Source organism: Exiguobacterium profundum (assembly GCF_001909285.1).
In the GTDB taxonomy this organism is placed as follows: domain Bacteria; phylum Bacillota; class Bacilli; order Exiguobacteriales; family Exiguobacteriaceae; genus Exiguobacterium; species Exiguobacterium profundum.
The window spans coordinates 2,597,196-2,620,562 of record NZ_MRSV01000001.1 but is presented as its reverse complement, the minus strand read 5'-3'; the positions used below and the strand labels follow the sequence as shown (position 1 = coordinate 2,620,562).

Annotated in this window: 20 protein-coding genes and 3 tRNA genes; 19 read left to right on the top strand and 4 right to left on the bottom strand. The window is 47.5% G+C overall.

Translation table 11 applies throughout. The features are described from left to right. Positions 1-65: 65 nt before the first annotated feature. The 9 genes from BBB58_RS13475 to BBB58_RS13435 all read left to right on the top strand — a co-directional run bounded on the left by BBB58_RS13475 (position 66) and on the right by BBB58_RS13435 (position 5,376). Positions 66-139: transfer RNA gene (locus BBB58_RS13475), tRNA-Cys, on the top strand. A gap of 9 nt (positions 140-148) precedes the next feature. After that, positions 149-229 (top strand) — tRNA-Leu (locus tag BBB58_RS13470). 106 nt (positions 230-335) lie between these two features. Continuing rightward, the gene (locus BBB58_RS13465) at positions 336-1,406 is read left to right on the top strand and encodes a DUF2332 domain-containing protein (RefSeq protein ID WP_084543112.1); all 1,071 of its coding nucleotides are present in this window, start codon (positions 336-338) and stop codon (positions 1,404-1,406) included. Positions 1,407-1,525: 119 nt separating this feature from the next. Next, a tRNA-Gly gene (locus BBB58_RS13460) sits at positions 1,526-1,596 on the top strand. Positions 1,597-1,663: 67 nt separating this feature from the next. Continuing rightward, positions 1,664-2,812 (top strand): tRNA epoxyqueuosine(34) reductase QueG, encoded by a 1,149-nt coding sequence (gene queG / locus BBB58_RS13455; protein ID WP_074037692.1) that lies wholly within the window; start codon positions 1,664-1,666, stop codon positions 2,810-2,812. Then, a complete protein-coding gene (locus BBB58_RS13450; protein WP_084543111.1) occupies positions 2,793-3,233 on the top strand; it encodes a methylated-DNA--[protein]-cysteine S-methyltransferase in 441 nt (146 codons plus the stop codon). The genes queG and BBB58_RS13450 overlap by 20 nt, the downstream gene beginning before the upstream one ends. Before the next feature lie 12 nt (positions 3,234-3,245). Next, on the top strand, positions 3,246-3,719 hold the full coding sequence (trmL, locus tag BBB58_RS13445; protein WP_015880908.1) for a tRNA (uridine(34)/cytosine(34)/5-carboxymethylaminomethyluridine(34)-2'-O)-methyltransferase TrmL: 474 nt from the start codon (positions 3,246-3,248) through the stop codon (positions 3,717-3,719). A gap of 227 nt (positions 3,720-3,946) precedes the next feature. Continuing rightward, the gene (locus tag BBB58_RS13440) at positions 3,947-4,504 is read left to right on the top strand and encodes a DUF5366 family protein (RefSeq protein ID WP_074037691.1); all 558 of its coding nucleotides are present in this window, start codon (positions 3,947-3,949) and stop codon (positions 4,502-4,504) included. Between the two features lie 68 nt (positions 4,505-4,572). Next, positions 4,573-5,376, top strand: a complete 804-nt coding sequence (locus BBB58_RS13435) for a hypothetical protein (protein WP_143180257.1) — start codon at positions 4,573-4,575, stop codon at positions 5,374-5,376. Between the two features lie 40 nt (positions 5,377-5,416). On the opposite strand, the gene BBB58_RS13430 is transcribed toward BBB58_RS13435, so the two are convergent. Then, a complete protein-coding gene (locus tag BBB58_RS13430) occupies positions 5,417-7,207 on the bottom strand; it encodes a transglycosylase domain-containing protein (protein ID WP_074037689.1) in 1,791 nt (596 codons plus the stop codon). 155 nt (positions 7,208-7,362) lie between these two features. On the opposite strand from BBB58_RS13430, the gene BBB58_RS13425 reads away from it, so the two are divergent. Genes BBB58_RS13425 through BBB58_RS13410 form a run of 4 tightly spaced genes read left to right on the top strand, consistent with a single transcriptional unit; the run spans position 7,363 to position 13,551 of the window. Beyond that, the gene (locus tag BBB58_RS13425; RefSeq protein ID WP_074037688.1) at positions 7,363-8,517 is read left to right on the top strand and encodes a glucose-1-phosphate adenylyltransferase; all 1,155 of its coding nucleotides are present in this window, start codon (positions 7,363-7,365) and stop codon (positions 8,515-8,517) included. Continuing rightward, on the top strand, positions 8,450-9,652 hold the full coding sequence (gene glgD, locus BBB58_RS13420; protein WP_236548973.1) for a glucose-1-phosphate adenylyltransferase subunit GlgD: 1,203 nt from the start codon (positions 8,450-8,452) through the stop codon (positions 9,650-9,652). The genes BBB58_RS13425 and glgD overlap by 68 nt, the downstream gene beginning before the upstream one ends. A gap of 10 nt (positions 9,653-9,662) precedes the next feature. Then, the gene (gene glgA, locus BBB58_RS13415) at positions 9,663-11,096 is read left to right on the top strand and encodes a glycogen synthase GlgA (RefSeq protein ID WP_074037687.1); all 1,434 of its coding nucleotides are present in this window, start codon (positions 9,663-9,665) and stop codon (positions 11,094-11,096) included. 22 nt (positions 11,097-11,118) lie between these two features. Next, the gene (locus BBB58_RS13410; RefSeq protein ID WP_074037686.1) at positions 11,119-13,551 is read left to right on the top strand and encodes a glycogen/starch/alpha-glucan phosphorylase; all 2,433 of its coding nucleotides are present in this window, start codon (positions 11,119-11,121) and stop codon (positions 13,549-13,551) included. A gap of 13 nt (positions 13,552-13,564) precedes the next feature. Here the strand turns inward: BBB58_RS13410 and BBB58_RS13405 are convergent, their stop codons facing one another. Beyond that, positions 13,565-14,380 carry a sulfurtransferase gene (locus tag BBB58_RS13405; protein WP_074037685.1) on the bottom strand — a complete coding sequence of 272 codons (816 nt, stop codon included), beginning with the start codon at positions 14,378-14,380 and terminating at the stop codon, positions 13,565-13,567. 100 nt (positions 14,381-14,480) lie between these two features. On the opposite strand from BBB58_RS13405, the gene BBB58_RS13400 reads away from it, so the two are divergent. The 3 genes from BBB58_RS13400 to BBB58_RS13390 all read left to right on the top strand — a co-directional run bounded on the left by BBB58_RS13400 (position 14,481) and on the right by BBB58_RS13390 (position 17,740). Continuing rightward, positions 14,481-16,208, top strand: a complete 1,728-nt coding sequence (locus BBB58_RS13400; protein ID WP_074037684.1) for a phospho-sugar mutase — start codon at positions 14,481-14,483, stop codon at positions 16,206-16,208. A gap of 126 nt (positions 16,209-16,334) precedes the next feature. Beyond that, the gene (locus BBB58_RS13395; RefSeq protein WP_015880919.1) at positions 16,335-17,093 is read left to right on the top strand and encodes a transporter substrate-binding domain-containing protein; all 759 of its coding nucleotides are present in this window, start codon (positions 16,335-16,337) and stop codon (positions 17,091-17,093) included. Beyond that, positions 17,090-17,740 (top strand): amino acid ABC transporter permease, encoded by a 651-nt coding sequence (locus BBB58_RS13390; protein WP_074037683.1) that lies wholly within the window; start codon positions 17,090-17,092, stop codon positions 17,738-17,740. Before BBB58_RS13395 ends, BBB58_RS13390 begins: the two co-directional genes overlap by 4 nt. 41 nt (positions 17,741-17,781) lie before the next feature. On the opposite strand, the gene BBB58_RS13385 is transcribed toward BBB58_RS13390, so the two are convergent. Further along, positions 17,782-18,879, bottom strand: a complete 1,098-nt coding sequence (locus tag BBB58_RS13385; RefSeq protein ID WP_015880921.1) for an ABC transporter ATP-binding protein — start codon at positions 18,877-18,879, stop codon at positions 17,782-17,784. Positions 18,880-18,983: 104 nt separating this feature from the next. After that, positions 18,984-19,835, bottom strand: a complete 852-nt coding sequence (locus BBB58_RS13380) for a PucR family transcriptional regulator (protein WP_244150754.1) — start codon at positions 19,833-19,835, stop codon at positions 18,984-18,986. Positions 19,836-19,904: 69 nt separating this feature from the next. On the opposite strand from BBB58_RS13380, the gene BBB58_RS13375 reads away from it, so the two are divergent. From BBB58_RS13375 to BBB58_RS13365, 3 genes are all read left to right on the top strand, one after another. Continuing rightward, positions 19,905-20,996, top strand: a complete 1,092-nt coding sequence (locus tag BBB58_RS13375) for a DUF445 domain-containing protein (protein WP_074037964.1) — start codon at positions 19,905-19,907, stop codon at positions 20,994-20,996. A 35-nt stretch (positions 20,997-21,031) separates the two neighbouring features. Beyond that, entirely contained in the window at positions 21,032-21,403 is a 372-nt protein-coding gene (locus BBB58_RS13370) for a YlbF family regulator (RefSeq protein ID WP_015880924.1), read from the top strand. A gap of 128 nt (positions 21,404-21,531) precedes the next feature. Next, positions 21,532-23,307, top strand: a complete 1,776-nt coding sequence (locus BBB58_RS13365) for an SLC13 family permease (RefSeq protein WP_074037681.1) — start codon at positions 21,532-21,534, stop codon at positions 23,305-23,307. Positions 23,308-23,367 lie beyond the last annotated feature (60 nt).

Here is a 23,367-nt window from a genome sequence, read left to right as displayed (position 1 = left end):
AGAATACGACCTTGCCAAGGTCGGGGTCGCGGGTTCGAATCCCGTCTTCCGCTCCAATGACTTTTGGCGCCATAGCCAAGTGGTAAGGCAGAGGACTGCAACTCCTTTATCGTCGGTTCGATTCCGACTGGCGCCTCCAACATAATATGCCGGTGTGGCGGAATTGGTAGACGCGCACGACTCAAAATCGTGTTCCTCTGGAGTGTCGGTTCGACTCCGACCACCGGTATCCGTATGACTCTAACTGAGGTTAGGGTCTTTTTTCTTTTCTTTTTCTTTTTTTGAGAAGGATTGACATTCATTCAGCTCGAATGTTTTAATCAAGAAGAAACGAGGTGGATGATATTCAATATACAGAACAATCGAATCGGTTCATCCGATTTGCTGACAACGAATGTGTGGGTTCTAGTCGCTTATACGAAGTGCTAGCTCGAGAAGTGGCCCAGCATGAATGGCTCTTATCTTTGTGTGAAGACATACCAAAGGGACAACCTGCTCCAAATCTATTGTTTGCATCTGTTCATGAACTGGTAATTCAACACTCTGCTGATGAGTTGGCCACCTATTATCCTAGCGTGACAATATATCCAAAACAAGCTGAAGATGTATTTCCCTCTTTTTTAGCTTTTTTTCATACTTACGAAAGTGGGATCCGTCATCGATTGAGGACCCGTCGTGTGCAAACGAACGAGGTTCAACGATGCGCCTACTTGTATCCGATATTTTCGAAGATTCAACAACAGACGAAGCAATCACTCGCACTGCTCGAAATTGGAACGAGTGCAGGGCTTCAACTATTTGTTGACCAGTACGCTTATGAGTATAATGGCGTCCCAATCGACCCGATAAGCATCTCATCAGTAAACATCTCAGCGACCGTCGAATCGAACGAATCATTCCATCTCGAGGCTAAGACGCTATTAGACATCGGAACGCGTCTTGGCGTCGATTTGAACATTGTAGATTTGACAGACGAAGCAGAGCGGTCATGGTTAAATGCGTTAATTTGGCCAGAACATGAAACAAGACGGCAACTGCTTCAGGCCGCCATGAATGAAGTCAATTTGAATAAGGTGACGCTCATTGAAGGGGATGGTGTGACGATGCTACAAGAACTCGTATCGCGTGTACCTGAAGCGGAGATGTTATGTATCTTCCATACACACGTTGCGAATCAGATGTCACGTCCCGTCAAAGAAGAACTCTTGAGGCAAGTCGAGCGAATTGGACAAACACGAGACGTCTTCCATATCTATAACAATATCCAAGATCGTTTCCTTCATGTAGACCTGTATCAGGACGGTCAACTCACAGCGTTGACGTATGCAGAAACAGAGGGGCACGGCCGTCAATTTCAAATCATGACGCCACTCGATTCTTTGTTTCATCAAAAATCTTTTGAATGATTAAGATATATTAACATATTGATTTCATTGAATTTAGAAAAACTTACGAATACTTGTTGACAGATTAATAGTATAGGTGTATATTAACTATAGTCGCTTGAACGACAACAATATTTCATGCGGGTGTAGTTTAATGGTAAAACCTCAGCCTTCCAAGCTGATGACGAGAGTTCGATTCTCTTCACCCGCTTCATATCTCTCTGCCGAGTGGCGGAGAGATTTTTTGTATGCGAAAATATATAGAGGAGGTGAACGGAATGGACCCGTACACATTAAAACAACAAATCTTAGCGTATGCCGAAACCATCGGGATTGATGAGTTGAAAGTGACGACAGCTGATCCGTTCATCGTCATGAAACAGCGACTTATTCGGCAACAAGAGAAAGGGTTTGCCTCTGGGTTTGAAGAGCCCGACTTAGAGAAGCGTACGAACCCAGAACTCTTACTTGAAGAAGCCCAGTCGATCATTGCAATCGCCATCGCCTATCCAAGTAAATTAAAAGATGCGCCCCGTAGTGTCGCCGGCGAGAGACGAGGGTTGTTTGCTCGTGCTTCGTGGGGACTCGATTACCATCGGGCGGTCGGCGATCGATTGGCCAAACTTCAAGCGTATATCGAAGAATTGGTTCCAAACGTGCGAACGCGTTCGATGGTCGATACGGGTGAACTCGTGGACCGTGCCGTCGCAGAACGAGCTGGGATTGGATTTAGTGGGAAAAACTGTTCAATCATCTCTCCTGAGAAAGGGTCCTATCTTTATTTGGGCGAAATGATTTTAGATGTTTACTTACCACCGGATGAAGCGATTGAAGACGGATGTGGAGATTGCAATAAGTGTATGACAGCTTGTCCGACGACGGCTCTTGTTGAGCCGGGTGTCCTCGATGCGAAGCGCTGTATCGCCTATCTTACACAGATGAAGACGTTGATGCCACGAGAGTTTCGGTCGAAGCTTGGGGGGCGATTATATGGATGCGACACGTGTCAGCAAGTCTGTCCATATAACCGCAAAAAGGACTGGCGTCACCACGAAGAACTGTTACCGGAAGCTGAGATCGTCAAACCGCTCTTAGAGCCTCTTCTGACATTGAGCAACCGGGAGTTCAAACAAAAGTTCGGACATTTATCGGGCGCATGGCGCGGGAAGAAACCGATTCAACGAAATGCGATTTTAGCACTCGCGCACTACCGTGAGCCTTCAGCGATTCCAATCTTACGGGAATTCATCAAACAGGATGAACGCGAAGACATGCGCGCGACGGCTGTTTGGGCAATCGGTGCGATTCTTGGACCTGAGGCCGATTCGATATTTGAAGAGATTGAACGGAATGAAACGTCTGACATGGTTCATGAAGAGATTCGTATCTATCGAGAGGAGTGGGCACATGAAGATCGTGTCGTCTAAATGGGGAACGTTAGCGTATGAATTAAACGCAGCAGGCAAACTGACGGCTCTTGAGTTCACAACACATGAACCGACAGAGGAAGCACCTGAGTGGTTGCGAGATCTCATGACACGAGTCGAGAAGACAGGATTTCAAGAAGCAGATCGTGCCTATGTCGAAATGAACGGAACACCGTTTCAACAGGAGGTTTGGGATGCGCTCTTGACCATTCCATATGGTGAGACACGCACATATAAACAAATTGCCGAACAAATCGGTCGACCAAAGGCCGTTCGCGCCGTCGGACAGGCGCTCAATCGAAATCCATTGCCGATTCTGTTTCCGTGTCATCGTGTCATTGGAAGTAGTGGAAAGCTTATTGGTTTTGCGGGAGGGTTGTCTGAGAAACAACGCCTTCTAGAATTTGAAATGAAAAAGTGAGGGAAATCAACCATGGCGATTCATGTCGTAATGTTTCAACCAGAAATACCAGCAAATACAGGGAACGTCTCACGTACGTGTGCGGCGACGAATTCGGTCCTTCATTTGATTCGTCCGCTCGGATTCTCGACGGATGATAAGATGTTAAAGCGTGCCGGTCTCGACTATTGGCAATTCGTCGATGTACGCTATCATGACTCGTTAGAAGAGCTGTGGGAGAAGCATCCGGATGGTCAGTTCTTTTATATTACGAAGTACGGGGAACAATACCCGAGTGATTTAGACGTTTCAGATGTAGACGGTGACTACTTCTTCGTCTTTGGTCGTGAGACGAAAGGGTTGCCGATGGAAGTCATCGAGAACAATTTGGATCGCTGCATCCGCCTACCACAATCGAACCTCGTTCGTTCATTGAACGTATCGAATACAGCAGCCATCATCGTATATGAGGCGCTTCGCCAACAGGGATATGCAGGATTGAAATAAAAAAGAGCCGGATTCGTAAGAATCCCGGCTCTTATTCGTTACCCTCAGGTTTACGGTTATATCCAGCTGTCAAAATCGCTGCGAGGAAGACGACGCTGATTCCAACCATCAATAATAGGCCCATCCAAAAATCCCCCTTTTATTCTCCATAACTATAAATAGTATAATATACTTGGTAGGTGAATTGCACTGAATATAAGAAATTACTGTGAAATTGGAGAAGGAACATGAAAACGAATGTGTACTTACTGAGCTATGCCCCACTCATCGGAATTATTTTGTTTTCGATGTCACTTGCGATTGCGACCTCCGAGTACGTAATCCAATGGCTGAATCAAATTGGCGTATATAGTGAAATTATCGAACTGTTATCCGTGCAAGAGACGAAAGTGCTCGTGCTCGTCGTATTCTTTACGATTTTCTTTATGTTGTTTAGCGCATTCAAATTGGTAGCCGATACGTTCAATCAACTCGGTTTCGCTTTTTTTGCGCGAGAGACAAATGGCACGTCGCTTCATCGGCTCAAACCTGGTGCCATCATCTTTCTCATCGGGTCCGGAATCAGCTTTCTCTTTTTGAACACGTTACTCGCCGTTATCGCCGTGCTCGTTGGCACGCTCTTGATGTATCTCTTTTACTATGTCTGGCAAGTAAGCCAATCGATGTCCGTCCCACGTGCCATCGGCTTATTACTTATGCAGGCCGTCATGTGGGCGACGTTGGTCAGCGGGTTAGGTTGGTCGGTCCTTCGCTTGTTTAACTCTGTCGGAGATATCATCTTATGAAGCATTCTTTTGGACCAACCTCTGATGTGATCGAAGCGTGGTGTCTATCATTTGTTCCGGAGGAAACCTTGTATTGGATTGATTCTTCGTTTCTTGAGGATATACCGAGTTCCTGTCTCGTGATTCCGAGGCAGGAGTTTTTCAATCATCCGCTTTACCGCAGACCCGACATCACGAATCCGTATGTGACGTGGCAGATGGGTCAAGACGTGACTTATGTCATCCATGCGTTCTCTAGCTTTTTGAAGGAGTTACAGGAGCACGTCAAAACACGTTTATTGGAATTTCAAGTGACGACCCATCGTGGTCTTGTTTTGCCGATATCAGTCGAGCAGATGAAACGTCTATCGAATGAGATGATTATAGAGAAGGATGGCGCGTGTGTCATCGTTTTGCATCCGCAAAATTGGAATGAGCTCGACATCGAGATGCGTCATTCTCTCCTGCTCGACTATGCGAAGGAATGGGATCGTTGGGAAGGGGAACCCTGTGATGACTCGATTGCTTCGCATATTGCGGGTTATACAAATCGGTTTCCGATCCAGGATGGAAGTAACTGTCTCGCGGCGACGTTGTTTGCGGTCACGGGAAACGAACAGGTCGTTCACCAATGGGTTCATCCAGAGACGTTCCTTCAGACATTAAAGCGAAGTAGGTACGAAACTGTGAAGAATGATACACTAAGGCCGAATGACGTCCTGACGTTTTGGAGCGACCAAGGGCAACTGGTCCATGCGAGTTACTGTGTGCGACAAGGACTCTATTTCAATAAACATGGTCAAGTCCGTTTCAATCCATGGAAACTAATCAATCACGACGAGTTAATGGAGCATTGGGGAGCATATCGACTTCAAATCGAACGTCGATTATAAAGCAAAAGGTGTCAGTCCACTTTTCAGTGGCTGACTCCTTTTATTGGTGTGCCTGTGTCCAGACAATCGCCGGATACGCACGGTTGGCGAGTTCCGGGAATGGGCGGGGCGTATCGGCACCGAGCCAGATGGCGGTGATGGTGCGATCGGTCAGTCCGACATACCACATATCTTTGTTGTCGTTCGTTGTTCCGGTCTTTCCTCCGAGATACTCAAACTTACGTTTCAGCTGATTCGCATAGCGACCTGTGCCGTATGAGGTGACGGTCGATAACGCTTTTTTCATCTCACTAATCGTTTCCGGAGACCAGACTGTCTCTTCCGTTAAGATCGGGGTCAACGTTGGTTCACCGGACTTGAATGTGATTTGTTTGATTGTATGTCCGGATGTATACTCGCCTTTATTTAAGAATGGGGTGTAGGCGGCGGCTAGTTCTTTTGGGGAGACCCCTTGTGTGAGACCGCCAAGGGCACTCGCTAAGTTCTCGTCCTGTTCATCCCATTGACTGAACATCATATCAGCTGTCTTATACGCGCGTTCCTGATCGATTGTTGAGAAGGCGGCGAGCGCAGGTGTGTTATACGAGAAAGCGACCGCATCTTTCAATAAGACATCGCCTAACACACGGTTGTGACTATTTCCGGGACAATAAGAACCGTAACAAGCCGGACGACCGTCAAGTACCGTGTCAAGTTTCGCTCCTGTCTCTTCGATAAATGGGGCGAAAACGAGGATCGGTTTGATTGCGGAACCTGGTTGGCGGTACGCCTGGGTCGCTCGGTTGAACTCACCGACCTGCGTCATCTCAGAGTCGACCATGGCCACGATTCTCCCTTGAGGTGTCAGTTCCGTATAGCCACCGTTCACACCGGGAGGGAGTTGACTCATCACCTGTTTTGCTTGTTTCTGCTTCCCGGTTGATAAGTAAGTCTCGATCGTCGCTTCATGCGTGGACAAATATTCTCTCGCCTCGGTATCATCTAAGTCGTAACGTGTCCGTACCAATTGAATCGCTTCACGGACGGCTGTATCCATATAGTCCGGGTATTGAATCGTTTGACTGCGAAACGACGCTTGGAGCTTGACGCCATGATACTGATCGTAAGCACTCTTCGAGAGAACACCCGCTTCAAACAGTTGCGTCAAGATTCGGTCCTTACGCTCAAAAAAAGCATCAGATGGATTGAGGGGATCATAAAGTGACGGATTATTTGGTACTGTCAACAAGTAAGCGAGTTGATTCCAATTCAGATCGTCGAGCGGTCGTGAAAAGTATGTATCGGCTGCCGATTGAATCCCATATACATTATGTCCAAAAAAAATAACGTTGCTATAAGCTGTTAAAATTTCTTTCTTGCTATAATTTTTTTCTAGTGCTCGAGCAAGCAATAACTCTTTCACTTTTCGTTCATATGTCCGTTCATGTGTGAGGTACACGTTCCGTGCCAACTGTTGCGTGATTGTACTCCCACCTTGGACAGATGTCTCGTTCGCGTTATTGATAAATGCTCGGGCAATCCCGCTCAAATCATAACCGGGATGAGCATTGAACTTACGGTCTTCGATGGTCGTAATCGCATCTTGGATATGTTCGGGCAACGCTTTCGGAGACACGTCATTTCTGCGGCCCGCCAAGTAGATTTGCTGTTCTCCACCGTTGTATGCGAGTGTGACGGCATGCATTGACGAGAGTGGTTGTGCCGATACCAGCTCTTGTCCCCAAGATAGAATTTCATCTGCCTGATCAATCTCTTCTTTCAATGCAGTGGCAAGTGACAAGGAAGCAGCCAAAAGTCCAGCAAAAAATAAGGTTCCAATCCAAGCTCTCATCTATTTCACCTCTCTCTATACATTATATCGTCCAATTTACAAAAAAATAAAAATGTAAACGTTATCATATAATAATTCGAGAAGGAATACTTTAGGAAAGGGCGAAAAAGGGTAAAAGAGGTTGTATATTACGATTTTGAGGAGGCTTATTATTTATGAAGCAAGAAATGGTTGCGATGCTCCTTGCAGGAGGAGAAGGAAAACGATTGGGGCCTCTCACGCGAAAGACGGCGAAACCGGCCGTGAATTTCGGTGGAAAGTACCGCATTATCGATTTCCCATTGTCAAACTGCACGAACTCGGGAATTACAACAGTCGGGGTATTAACGCAATATGAGCCACTTGAATTGAATCGTTACTTAGGAATCGGGACGGCATGGGATTTAGATCGTCGCAACGGGGGGTTAGCCATTCTCCCACCTTACCAAGCACAGTCGGGGAAAAACTGGTACGAGGGGACGGCCAATGCAATCTATCGTAACTTGAGCTATATCGATGATTACGATCCAGATTATGTGTTGATTCTTTCGGGAGACCACATCTATAAAATGGACTACGAGAAAATGCTCGAAGCCCATAAAGAAAAACAAGCCGATGTGACCATCTCTGTCATGGAAGTGCCGTGGGACGAAGCGCCGCGTTTCGGAATTTTGAACACAGCGGATGACCTCCGCATCAATGAGTTCGAAGAAAAACCAGAAGAACCGAAGAGCAACTTGGCTTCGATGGGGATTTACATCTTCAACTGGAGCATCTTGCGCGAACATTTGATTAAAGATGCTGAAGACGAAACGTCTAGCTTTGACTTCGGGAAGAATATCATTCCGAACACGCTTCTTCAAGGACTCGACGTCTTCGCTTATAAATTCAAAGGCTATTGGAAAGACGTCGGTACGATCCAGTCTCTTTGGGAAGCGAATATGGACCTCTTGGAAGAAGAGCCTCCATTCGATTTATATGACCCGGAGTGGAAAATCTATTCGGTCAACCCGAACCAGACTCCTCAGTATATTGGAAAAGACGCTTGTGTCGAACAGTCTGTGATTAACGAAGGGTGTCATATCGAAGGCGAAGTCCAACATTCAGTGCTATTTTACGATGTCCGTGTTGGAGAAGGTTCACTCGTTAAAGACTCGGTGATCATGCCAGGAGCTAGAATCGGGAAGGATGTAACAATTCACAGAGCCATTGTCGCTAGCTGTGCAGTCATTGAAGACGGCGCGACAGTAGGTGAGCCGGGTGGTGAAATCGTTGTTATTGAACCACACGAAAACATTGAAAGTGGAACCGTCTTCAAACAAAGAGTTTGATACGAGTAAAGAGACACGCAAGGAGGCGTTACTGTTGACGAACGATTTATTAGGGGTCATTAACTTAGGAACGGAACAAGGTCTGTTTCCGGAATTTACTGGACATCGTAATCTGGCATCAGTCCCATTCTCAGGACGCTATCGCCTGATAGACTTCACCTTGACGAATATGATCACACAAAATATTAATCAAGTCGGGATCTTTACGTTAGATAAGTATCGCTCATTGATGGATCATCTCGGTTCAGGGAAAGAGTGGGATTTGGACCGTTCGCAAGGAGGTCTCCACATCTTCCCACCAGCGTTGAAACCGGACGGGGAAGCGTATCTTGGCGACTTGGCCAACTTCTCGATGCACCGTGAACACTTCATTCGCAGCAAGCAGCCGTATGTGGTCATCACAGGTTCGAACGTTTTGACGACAATCGATTATACCGACATGCTCGCACATCACAAATCGATGGGCGCCGACATCACGCTTGCCTATACGACGCATGAACAGAAATGTGGTTACTGCCGTCCGATTCGCCTTGGGGAGAATGACCGCGTCGTCGGCATCTCTGAGCGAGGCTTCTCACCGGATGATGAGTACACATATACGGAAACGATCATTATGTCGAAGAATCTCTTTATGCGCCTCGTTGATGAAGCGACCTCTAAAGGCGAATATGACTTGTTGGACGGTGTCATTCGTCCTCAGCTCCATCGTTTACACGTGCACGGGTACCATTATGTCGGAAAAATGCAGGTCATTCATTCGGTACTTTCTTACTATAATGAAAGCATGCGATTACTTCGTGGCGAAGGCATCATTTATGACTTCCCTCATATTTATACGAAAATCAAACATGAGCCACCGACCCGCTATTTGAAAGGATCAAAGGTTAACGAGGCGCTCGTGGCAAATGGGTGTAAGATTCATGGCGAGGTGCAAAATAGTATTCTCTTCCGTGGTGTTGAAGTCAGTAAGCACGCACGTGTAAAAAACTCAATCATCTCATCGAAATCGATTATTGAAGAAGGGGCTGTCGTTGAAAATGCGATTTTGGATAAAGAAGTCGTTGTAAAACGAGGACAGGTCATCCGAGGCACAATCGACGAACCGATTGTCATCGCGAAACGAACAGTGGTGTGAGGAGGATTTTATGAAAATTTGGTATGTTGCTTCAGAAGCGGCACCGTTCATGAAAACGGGGGGGCTGGCCGATGTTGTCGGTTCGCTCCCTCAAGCGGTGGCGGGCCTAGGAGAAGAAGTCAGTGTTGTCATGCCGAAATATGGCTCAATCGCTGAAGAGTATGTGGACGAGATGGAGTATTTATTCGACCTGATTGTTCCGGTCGGATGGCGTAAACAGTTCGGTGCGGTCTTGAAGTTAGAGCGGGATGGCATCACGTATTACTTCATCGATAACGAGTATTACTTTAAACGTGACGGTGTCTTATATGGACACTTTGATGATGCTGAACGATTCGCCTTCTTCTCTCGCGCTGTACTCGAAATGATTGGGAAGATGGAAGACGTACCCGATGTCCTGCATTGTCATGACTGGCAGACAGGTATTTTACCGGCCTTCTTACGAATCCATTATCAACATATTGAAGCGTATCAACGCATTCGCACTGTGTATACCATCCATAACCTGCAATACCAAGGAATCTTTCCAGAAGAGATTCTTGGAGAATTGCTACAGTTCGGTCCTGAACATTTCACGGCTGAAGGAATTCAACATAACGGTCTCGTCAATTACATGAAAGCCGGCATCGTCCATTCCGATCAAATCACGACCGTCAGCCCGTCGTATCGCGACGAAATCATGGAACCCTATTACGGTGAAGGGTTAGACGGGGCGTTGCGTCATCGCGCGGTCGATGTCCGAGGGATCTTAAATGGCATCGACTTGGCAACGAACGATCCAAACACAGACGCACGAATCGAACAGTCGTATAACCTTGATACGTACAAAGAAGGAAAGCTTGCGAATAAACGAGCGTTACAAGAGCGACTTGGGCTTGAAGTACGTGACGATGTCATGCTCATCGGTTTTGTCAGCCGACTCGTTGACCAAAAGGGGCTCGATTTAATCAATGGTGTCCGTGAAGAACTTGGACATCTCCCTTGCCAGTTCGCGTTCCTCGGTTCGGGACAACCGGAATATGAAAGAATCGTTCACGAGATGACAGCTGCTCACCCGGGGAAAGTCGGGTCATATATCGGTTTTGACATCGAACTCGCTCACTTGATTTACGCGGGATCGGATGCCTTTTTAATGCCGTCACGTTTTGAGCCTTGTGGTCTCAGTCAATTGATTTCCATGCGATACGGCACCTTGCCGATCGTACGTGAGACAGGTGGACTCCGGGATACCGTGAAGCCGTACAACGAGTTCACTCAAGAAGGGACCGGTTTTGGATTCATGAACTACAATGCTCATGAGATGTTGGCGACAATCGAAAAAGCGATTCGTGTCTTCTATGAAAAGGAAAACTGGCATGCCCTCGTCCATCAGGCGATGACCGCGGACTATAGCTGGAAACAATCCGCCAAGCAATATCGTGAGTTATATCATTTATTCGCATGAGTGGAAGGAGCTAACTTGATTTATGTTCACAGATAAACAAAGCTTTGTCGACGCATTTAAAGAACGGTTCATCGCATTGAACGGGAAGTCGATCGAGGATGGGACAGAGCAGGAAGTGTATCAAACATTGGCAACGATGGTACGTGAGCAGGCCATGCCCAAATGGATTCACACGCGTGACCGTCAAGAAGAAAAACACAGTAAGCAAGTCATCTATTTCTCGTTAGAATTTTTATTAGGTCGCTTCTTATACAACAACTTGCTCAGTTTGGACGTATTGGAACTCGTTAGAGACGGACTACAAGATCTCGGATACGACTTCACAGACATTACCGAGTTGGAACCGGAACCGGGTCTTGGGAACGGGGGGCTTGGGCGCCTGGCCGCCTGCTTCCTCGATTCGTTGGCTGCACTCAGTTTACCTGGGCATGGAAACGGGATTCGCTATCGTTATGGACTATTCAAACAGAAAATTGTAGACGGGTATCAGGTCGAGCTGCCGGATAACTGGCTCCGTGACGGGAACATGTGGGAAACGAGACGTCAGGACAAAGCGGTCGAAATCAATTTCGGTGGCTGGATTGAGATGAAACAAATCGGAGATCGATTGCGTGTCGTCCATCATCCAGACGAGGTTGTTCTTGCCGTTCCGTATGATATGCCGATTATCGGTTATAAGAATGATGTCGTGAATACGTTACGTCTTTGGAACGCCGAATCACCACTTGACGACGAGGCGTATTTAGAGAAGACGAAAGGGACGTATAAAGACTTGTTGAAACATAAACAGTCGATTGCGACCATTTCGGAATTTTTGTACCCAGATGATACGACGTATGAAGGAAAAGTATTACGTTTGAAACAACAATACTTTTTTGTATCTGCAGGCATTCAATCGATGCTTGCTTCCTATTTGAAGCGAAATAAATCACTTAAGCAGTTAGGCGACCATTACGCGATTCATATCAATGATACGCATCCGGTCGTCGCAATTCCTGAATTGATGCGCATCTTGATGGATGAGCATGGATACGGTTGGGATGAGGCGTGGCGTATTACGAAGAGCGTCATGTCGTTCACGAACCATACGCTACTCGCAGAAGCGCTTGAGAAATGGCCGGTCGAGATGTACCAACGCCTTCTGCCGCGCGTGTATCAAATCATCGAAGAAATCAATCGACGTTTCTGTCGAGACGTACTCGTCAACTATCCGCACCTCGAATCCCATATGGGAGAGATTGCAATTGTGTCAAACGAACAGATCAATATGGCCAATCTCGCTGTCGTCGGTTCTCATTCAACGAACGGCGTAGCGCAAATTCATACGGATATTTTAAAACAGCGCGAGATGCGTTACTTATATGAGATGTTCCCGCTTCGCTTCAACAACAAGACGAACGGGATCACACACCGTCGCTGGCTCTTGAAGTCGAACCCGGGATTATCCGACGCCATTACGGAAGCAATCGGCCCGTCATGGATCGAACATCCGAACGACTTGGAAAAGTTGATGGATGTTTCGAAAGACCGGAGCTTCCAAGAAAAAGTCATGGACGTGAAGCAACAAAACAAATTGGACTTAGCGGCATACATTCAAGAAGAAACGGGAGAGACAGTGGACCCTCATTCCATCTTTGACGTACAAGTCAAACGCTTGCACGCCTATAAGCGACAATTGCTGAATGCCCTTCACATCCATGCGCTTTACTTGAAGATTCAAGCGGACCCGACGTTTACGATGGTGCCTCGCACGTTTATCTTTGGCGCCAAGGCGGCACCGGGATACTACTATGCGAAAGAGATCATTCGCTATATCAATGCCCTTGCCACGCTCATCAATAAGGACAAGCGGGCGAGTCAATTCATTAAAGTCATCTTCCTTGAAAACTATCGTGTCTCCATGGCCGAACGAATTTTCCCAGGGTCTGACTTGAGCGAACAAATCTCGACTGCGAGCTATGAAGCATCCGGTACCGGAAACATGAAATTCATGATGAACGGAGCCTTGACGATTGGAACGTTAGACGGGGCCAATATCGAAATTCGTGACGCCGTCGGTGATGATCACATCTTTATCTTTGGATTATCTCCGCAAGAAGTCATGAACTATAAGAAGTTCGGAGGCTATCATGCGGCAGAGATGTATCACGCACATCAGGAAATCAAAGATGTGGTCGATGGTCTTGTCAACGGAACGTTCGATAAAGTGGGCGAATATCAATTCCAATCCATCTTCGATTCTCTCCTCGTCTATAACGATGACTTCCTTGTCTTGAAAGACTTTGTCTCGTATATGCGGGCACAGCGACGAGTCGATGAGGTGTTCAGTGACCAATCACGTTGGGCTGAAAGCTCAATCGTCAATACGGCGAAGTCAGGAATCTTCTCGAGTGACCGTACCATCACGGAATATGCGAACGCGGTCTGGAATATCAAACCGACGAGCGTAAAATAAAAAGGATCCACCCTTAGGGGTGGACCTCGTTTTCTGGATAGCTGATCCAATCGGAATAGGATCCCGGATAGAGTCGGACATCATCTTTTCCGAGAGCATGAAGCGCCAAAATATTGACGCAGGCGGTCACACCGCTACCACAGTAAAAGATGGGGTTCTCGACGGGAAGAACATCTTTATACAGTTCTTTTAAGTCGTGGAAGTCTTCTAACGTCCCGAGTTCTGTGATGGCCTCGGCATAGGAGCAGAGCAATGCGTTCGGAATGTGACCTGCTTTTGAGTCGATTGGTTCATGTGACCCGTTGAAGCGATCTTCGGTTCGTGAATCATAGAGCGAGCCGCTCGCAGCAGCTTTCACTTCATCGAGTGTCGCAATCATATGGTCTTGGAAGTCTGGCGTATAGTCGCTTGTCGAATAGTGTGGAACGTCCGTAGTGGTCTCACCGCAATAAGTGATGCCAGATTGGATACCGCCTTCTAACACAACGACCCGTTCGTGACCGGCCCATTTGAAGAGCCACCATGCACGGGCTGCGAATGGGAAGCCGTCATCGTAAATGATGACCAAATCTTCTTTTTTCAAGCCGATGCGACGAAGTGTTGCCGTCCATGCTTCTTTCGAAGGGAGCGGATGACGTCCGCCGTGTTCGCCGAGCGGACCGGACAAGTCTTCCATCAAATCGAGAAAGACAGCGTTCGGAAGATGTCCCTTTCGGTAGACATATTTACCATAGGACGCGTCGTTTAGCGAATATCGGCAATCGATGAAACGAATCGAGTTCGTATGCACGATTTGTTTTAATTCTTGGGCACGCATTGTTGGAAACATTAATATCACCTCGAGGTTTCGTTACTCTCATCGTATACAAGATGGAAGCAATTGGCGAGTACTTCGATTGAATTTTTTGAGGGTGAAAGGGGAATGAATCATGACATGGCAACAAACGTATGACCGTTGGAATCAATTCGAAGGGCTCGAGCCGCATTTACGTGCGGAACTCGAAGAACTCGCAAAAGATGAGACCACATTAGAAGATGCATTTTATAAGACGCTCGAGTTTGGAACAGGCGGGATGCGTGGAGAAATCGGACCAGGTGCGAACCGGATGAACGTCTATACGATTCGAAAAGCGTCACAAGGATTTGCTGATTTTATCTCAGCATCAGGGGAAGAGGCGAAACGTCACGGCGTCGTCATCGCCCATGACTCACGTCATTTTTCGCCTGAGTTTGCGTTAGAGGCGGCGCGGACATTGGCGTCAAACGGAATCAAAACGTACTTGTTCCCAAGTTTGCGTGCCACACCTGAACTGTCGTTTGCCGTTCGTCATTTAAATGCGTTCGGTGGCATCGTGATCACGGCGAGCCACAACCCGCCGGAATATAATGGGTTCAAGGTATATGGGGCAGACGGGGGACAGCTGCCACCAGCGGAAGCAGATGAACTCGTGACGTATGTCAATGCGATTGAAGACGAGCTGAAAATTCAGATTGAAGATGAAGCGGCGCTCCGACAAACGGGGTTACTCCTCACCGTCGAGTCATCAGTCGATGAAGCCTATATGGAGGCACTCCAGTCAATTCGAATCCACCGTGACATACAGGACAGCCCCCTTCGGATTGTCTATTCGCCACTCCACGGGACGGGACGCCGTCCGGTCATGGAAGGGCTGAAGGCGTATGGATTTGAGCACGTGACCATCGTAGAAGAGCAGGCAGAGCCAGACGGTGCGTTCCCGACGGTCAGTTATCCGAACCCGGAAGAAAAGGCTGCATTTAAATTAGCAATGGAATACGGGGACCGGGTCGAGGCTGATTTGCTCATGGCGACGGACCCGGATGCGGACCGTGTCGGCTTAACCGTGCGCGGACGGGACGGGGAATGGTTCGTCTTGACCGGTAACCAAACGGGTGCGCTATTAATGGAATACATCCTGTCGCAAAAGAGTGAGACAGGTACGTTACCTTCGAATGGGTTTGTCGCTAAGACGATCGTCACGTCTGAACTCGGTGCCGCGATTGCAAAAGCGTACGGCGTACATCTCGAAAATACGTTGACTGGATTCAAGTTCATCGGTGAGAAGATCAAACAATATGAAGAATCAGGCGAATATGAATTCCTCTTTGGGTATGAAGAAAGCTACGGCTATTTGATTGGAGACTTCTGTCGTGATAAAGATGCCGTTCAGGCTTGTTTACTCGCAGCCGAGATGGCAGCTTATCATAAACAGCACGGTCGGACGCTTTATGATGCGTTACAGTCGATTTACGAGAAGTATGGATTCTACGAAGAGTCCTTGCAGTCGATGACGTTAAAAGGAAAAGCTGGTCTCGAGCAAATCGGACGGATGATGGAAGCATTCCGTGCCAATCCGCCAAAAGAAGTCGGTGGATATGAAGTCGTTCGTTTCGAAGACTATAAGAAACAAGTGGCGACCGACTTACAGTCCGGTAAATCGGAAACGATTGAATTGCCATCATCAAACGTCTTGAAATTCGTCTTTGCAGACGGTTCGTGGTTCTGTCTTCGCCCATCTGGAACCGAGCCGAAAATCAAGTTTTATTTCAGTGTGCATGCGGATCGTGCCGAGAAGACGACCGCCAAACGTGAAGCGATTGAAGCGGATGTTATGAAACAAGCGAAGGCGATTGATTGATGAAGAACATCACTCTAGAAATAGGGTGATGTTTTTTGTTTGACATGAAGACATCGCGCCAGTATGATGAGGATATTGTTTAAAACCGTGTAATCATATAAGGATTATAGGAAAGGCGGAATCATTATGAAAAAGACATTAACGAGCGTACTCGCAATCGGAGCTTCAGTCGGGCTTCTTGCAGCTTGCGGTAACGAAACAGACAGTGGAGCGGACGAAGCGGTCATCACAGTCGGAACAGAGGCGACATACCCACCATTCACGTACAAAGAAAAAGGTGAATTGATGGGATATGATATCGACGTCTTAAACGAAGCGGCAGAACGTGCCGGTTACAAAGTGGAATACGAAGCAATGGACTTCAAAGGACTTGTCCCAGCACTCGATGCTGAGCGTATCGATATGATTGCTAACCAAATGAGCATCACGCCTGAGCGTGAAGAGAAATATGCGTTCTCTGACCCGTATGCTGTGTCAGGAGCTCAAGTCATCGTTGGTTCAGACAACAATGACATCCAAGGCATTGACGACCTCGATGGAAAAGTAGTCGGATCGACACAAGGTTCGGTCTATGCGCAAATGGCTGAAGAAGCTGGCGCTGAAGTCAAGTTTTATAAAGGGGCGAACCAAGTCCTTCAAGACCTCGAAGTGGGTCGTTTGGACGCGGCCCTCAACGACCGTCTCTTCATCTTGACGGAACTCGAAAAAACAGGCTATGACGTCAAAGCAGTCGGTGACATCTTCAATACAAGTGAAGCTGGATTCATGACACGTCAAGATAGCGACGTGCTAGACAAGTTGAACGATGCGCTCGCAGAGATGAAAGAAGACGGCACGATGAAAGAAATCGGTGAGAAGTACTTCGGTGAGGATATCAGTCAATGAATGAACTGATCACGACCGTCATAGATAACCGCTCGGTCTATCTTGAAGCCGTCCAGCTCACGTTGATCGCCAGTGTCCTGTCGATTCTTCTCGCCTTGGCGCTCGGTCTGATCATCGCTTTACTTCATAGTAGTCCGATTAAAATCGTACGGTTGTTCACACGGACGTACATTTCGTTCTTCCGTGGAACACCGCTCTTACTTCAGTTGCTGATCTTGTATGTCGGGCTCACCGGGTTCGTTCAACTCAGTGGGATGCAGGCGCTCATCTTTGGATTAGGCTTCCACTTCGCTGCCTATATCTCAGAGGCTTTCCGAGCAGCCATCAACTCGGTCGACAAAGGACAAGTGGAGGCGAGTGTCGCGCTCGGTATTCCGAAAATGAAACGCTTCAAAGACATCATTTTCCCGCAGGCGCTCTCACGTGCCATCCCACCTGTCTCGAACTCGGTCATCGACATCATCAAGTCAACGTCACTCGGTTCGGTCATCGCGGTTCAGGAGTTAACGTACGTGTCTGACCAAATTGCGGCAACGACATATTTAGTCATGCCGTTACTCTTGTTCTCAGCGTCGATTTACTGGATTTTATCGACCTTGATCCAAGCCGGTCAACACAAACTCGAACGGCGTTACGCGATTCGATAAGAAAAACCTCGATTCAGACGAATCGAGGTTTTTTGTATACCTTAACGGATGACTGCTTCAGTTTCTCCGTCGAAGAAGTGTGCTTTTGTCATATCGAGTGCGAGTTCAACATCGTCACCCATGTGGATGTTTGAGCGACCGTCAACGCGGGCTGTGAACTGTTGTCCACCGAGTTCAGCGTAGAGGTAAGACTCAGAACCCATGAGCTCAGCGACGTCGATGTGCGCTTTGAACGTGTGTGTCGTTGGTGAGTCGATGTAGATTGGCTCATCGTGGATTGATTCCGGACGAATTCCGAGGACGAGCTCTTTTCCGACATAGCCACGATCACGAAGCGTCTTCATTTTTCCTTCTGGTACGTTGACTTCTTCACCGTTCGTGATGAATTTGCCTTCTGCGAGTGTACCGCGGAAGAAGTTCATCGATGGTGAACCGATGAAGCCGGCGACGAAGATGTTGTCTGGATGATCATATACTTCTTTCGGCGAACCGACTTGTTGAATGATTCCGTCTTTCAAGATGACGATCCGTGTAGCGAGTGTCATCGCTTCCGTTTGGTCATGGGTAACGTAAATCGTCGTTGTGTCCAAGCGGTTGTGGAGTTGAATGATCTCTTTACGCATTTGTACACGGAGTTTCGCATCCAAGTTTGAGAGTGGCTCATCCATCAAGAAGACTTTTGCGTCACGGACGATTGCACGACCGATGGCAACACGCTGACGTTGTCCACCTGACAGCGCTTTTGGTTTACGCTCGAGGTATTCTTCCAAACCGAGAATGCGGGCAGCGTCTTTTACGCGACGATCGATCTCGTCTTTCGGGAACTTACGGAGCTTCAACCCGAACGCCATGTTGTCGTAGACGCTCATATGCGGATAAAGTGCGTAGTTTTGGAAGACCATGGCGATATCACGATCTTTAGGAGCGACATCGTTCATTCGTTTCCCGTCAATGATAAAGTCACCGTTTGAAATCTCTTCAAGTCCTGCGATCATACGAAGTGTCGTCGATTTTCCGCAACCAGACGGTCCGACGAAGACGATGAACTCACGGTCTTTGATATGCAAGTTGAAATCGCTGACGGCTTTTACGCCACCATCGTAAATTTTATCAATGTGTTCTAAACGAATTTCTGCCATGTCGTTAGCCTCCTAAAGAATCTATGTGTATATAATAGCGCTTACAAGAACGATTATATGATGAAACCGCTTGCATTGAATATGGACAAGTTGCACAAAAACCGTCAATCGGATTTGTGCAACATGACCATGAGTTGAAGAAGGCTAGCGTCATAGAACGTTCGAGCATCGTAACCCGTCGTCTCAAATAGGCGATCGAGCCGATAATTTAGCGTGTTTCGATGCATGAACAGTGCTTTGGCGGTATGCGAGACATTCAACGAGTGACGAAACAACGCCTCTAATAATTCGATCGTCGATAAATCGAGCATTTGCATTAACGGGGCAGTGATATGCATCCGTTCTTTTAAGTCCTGCTGTTGTAGTAAATAATGGTATAATAATTGACTAGCAGGGTAAGTTTTAGTAGACATACGTGCGTATGGCATGAGTAATTGATGTTGACGATACACATGGGCGAGCGAGCCTTGCGGACGTTCGCTATAGATTGCATGTGCCTCGATAAAACAGTCACTCGCGATGGCGCGCAATACGTCCTCAAACTCCTGAAGATCGACGAATGGATTTTGTTCAATCAGCTCGATATGTCGTGTCGACATCAAGATGACCTCGGCATGCGGCATAAAGTCACGGACGATATTGACGAAGGATTCGAACGCTTCTTCTTCCGCTTCTTGGAAAGAAAGAGAGATGAGCCGAAACGGTTGCTCAAAACGAAACGTCTCATCTTGAAGGGTTGCTTGCCATTTTCGCTGATGGGGATCAGATTGAAGGATTGGCGTCGCCCACAGCGCCAACAGCTTTTGTTCGCGTTCGCTCAGTTCGAACGCGGGGAGTCCGAATAGGGTACCATCTTGCGTCTCGAACCAATCAAGGTCACCAGATGCATCTTCCGACCGATGGACAGCAGTCGGAAAAATCGATTTAATACGATCAAACGTATTCAATACTATCACCTCAACAACAATGTATCATATTTCAGATCGGAGGCTTGCAGTTTGGACGGGTTATTAAAGATTTTACTCATGATATTGATCGGGGCGACCATCGGGGGCGTGACCAACTTTCTCGCCATCAAGATGTTGTTCCGACCACACGAACCGAAATACATCGGTTCATTCCGGATTCCTTTTACACCAGGACTTATTCCGAAACGTCGAGATGAACTGGCATCTAGTTTAGGGAAGACGGTCGTCAAACATTTATTGACACCAGAGGGTATGCGGAAGCGATTGCTAGATGACCAAGTGACGACGCATATTACGCACTTTGCGCAACAAGAGGTCCAGACGATGTTACGCTCGGATAAGACGGTTCGCGAGCTATTGGAACCCCTCTATCCGAACGCAGAGGCACGATTCCTCACGCTAGCAGATGAAAAACTACGTGACGAGCTATCGAACGTCATGGCTGAAGTGAAAGAACGAAAGCTGTTTGAGTTACTTGGAGAAGAAGGGATGGACCGTGTACGAGTGGTCATTCCTGAAGTCGTAGAGGCGCTTCTCGTCAAATCAGAGGAATATTTCTATTCTCCTGAAGGTGAGGCGCAACTTCGTCACATGGTTGACTCGTTCGTCCAGCGTCGTCTCGGATTTATCGCAGGGTTCATTCAAAACATGAACTTTGTCGAGATGGTTCGACCTGAAATCGTCAACATCTTACGTGGTCAATCGACCCGTGACGGAATGACGACGATGATTACGCGTGAATTTGAGCGATTCAGTGAGAAGACGGTCGATACACTGATCGATGACCGACTCGAAGCACGACTCATCGATGGCATCACAGACCAAGTCGTATCTCGTTTGCCAATCGGACAATTATTGGATCGTCCGGTCTCGTCGTATACACAGTCCGTCGAATCCCGCATTGTCGACGAACTCGTTCCACAAGGTGTCACGCTTGTCATTGAGCGCTTCACGAATCAAATGGAGACGATCATGGACCGATTGAAGATTGATAAGATTGTGCAAGAGCAGGTCCAATCACTCGACACGTCGTACCTCGAAGAGATCGTCTTATCGATCTCGAAACGAGAGTTCCGGGCAATAACATGGCTTGGTGCGCTGTTAGGTGGTATGATTGGGTTGATTCAAGGGTTGATTGCCATCTTGTGATGGCTTAACCCTAATAGCATTTAGGAGGACGTTACATGTCACAAACAAACTTGTACGACCAAGCTTACCAATTGGAGAAAGCACTTCGCGATTCTGAAGAGTTCACAACACTCTCTTCTTTATACGATCGTGTCAATGCGGATGCGGAAGCGAACCAGTTGTTCGCTGACTTCCGTAACATCCAAATGACGCTTCAACAAAAGCAGATGCAAGGAGAGGAAATCTCTGAGCAGGAAATGATGGATGCACAAACGAAAATGATGAACGTTCAACAGAACGAATTGATCATGGAGCTCATGCAAGAAGAGCAACGCATGCACCAACTCGTCACAGAAGTGACGAAAATCATCATGAAACCACTCGAGGAGCTTTATGCCCCGATGGTGAACGAAAACGAAGTTCAATAACAAATGATGTGCGGATGGCTTTAGAGCCATCCGTTTTTTTGTTGATGAGATTGTCACACGCTTTAAGTAAGCGCTTACATAAAGTGGGTTATAATGAAATTGTGACAATAGCGAAAGGGTGAATCAGCATGATCACGGTGATAATCCTTTTAGGGATGATTTTCTTTTTCATAGCAGGATGGTTACGGGCGGACTTAGTGGCATTGATTGGACTCGTTTGCCTCGTGCTCACACAACAATTGACCCCAGGTGAGGCGATGGCTGGTTTCTCCAATCCGGTCGTCTTGATGATTGCTGGACTGTTCGTGGTCGGAGCGGGATTGTTTCATTCTGGTCTGGCGGAACGGTTGGCTTCTTTGCTTGTTCCATACGCGGGAGGGAATGCGACGCGTTTATTCTATCTGTTTATGTTGACGGTGACGCTCTTGTCGAGTGTCATGTCCAATACGGGTACCGTCGCCTTGCTCATTCCCGTTGTGATGGTAATGGCACGAAAAATCCAACAGTCTACGGATTCTTATCTCATGCCACTCGCCTTTTTTTCTAGCATCGGTGGAACGATGACACTGATTGGGACTCCTCCCAATCTCGTTGCGGCAGAAGCGCTCCGTGGCCTCGTGGATGAACCGCTCGGATTCTTTTCATTGTTTCCAATTGGTCTGGTCGTTATGGTGATCGGACTGATCTATTTCCGGCTAATCGGGAACCGATTACTCGATCAAGGTGGGGCGAAACAGTGGTCGAAAACGGAGGTGAGTGAGCCATTGCGTCCAAACGTCTATGTGATGTCGATTGCAAAGAGTCATCCGTTAATTGGGAAACAGTTACGTGACCTTCCATGGTCTCATGAAGGGGTTATAGTCTTGAAGGAACGAGTTCATGGACGACACCATCATGAGACGGCTCATGCGGACACCGTACTACGTCCGGGGGAATTACTTGTCAGCGGCGAGGAACGGCACGTTCGGAACTTTTCCGAAAAAGAACAGATTCCATTTGAACCGATTGAGGCCACCCGTGTAGATGATCAAACCGGAGGGGTTCTCCTGTTCACGGTCCCAGGGGTGAGTCGACTAATCGGGAAGCGGATCAGTGAGAGTCAGTTACGTAATCAGTTTCATGTCAATGTCTTAAAAGTCATCCGACCACAAGAAGAGATTGCACACGTGCGATTGAAAGACACCCCACTGAAACAAGGGGACATGTTGATGGTACAAGGGACATGGGATGATTTAGAGCGGATGGAACGAGAGACACATGACCTGTTATCAAATGAACGGGTGACCGAGGTGGCCAATCGAGTCGTATCCGGGCGTCATCAGCTCGCAGCAGGCATCATCATGCTCACGTTGTTGCTCCTGTTCATGTTCGAATGGGTCGACCCGACCGTTGCCGTATGGATGGCTGCGCTAGCGATGGTGTTGAGTGGAGCTGTCCGACAGATGGACGTCGCCTATCAATCCATTCAATGGTCCTCGCTCGTCTTGATTGCGGCCATGATCCCGGTAGGTACAGCGCTTGAAAAGGCGGGAATCATGGCATGGGTCGTTGCATGGATTGAAAGGACGTTTGCCGACTTTGGTCCCACTTGGGTACTCGTCGTCTTATTCGTCTCCACCATGATTCTTAGTCAAATCATCTCGAATACAGCGACCGCTATTTTGTTCGTCCCCCTTGCGATTGCACTCGCCGAATCGATGTCTGTCAGTCCGGTTCCATTCGTCGTTGCGGTCGCCATCTCGGCGTCACTCGCTTTTATGACCCCATTCGGATCTCCGACAAATGCGATGGTCTTTAGTATCGGTAACTATCGATTTATGGATTTTGTCAAAGTCGGTGTGCCGTTGCAACTCATCACGGGCATTATAGGAATTCTGATGATTCTCATCCTTTTCCCATTTTGAATAGGAGGTTTGGGGACGAGTATCGAAAATAGAGGAATCAGCAGATGAAAGGGGGGACGA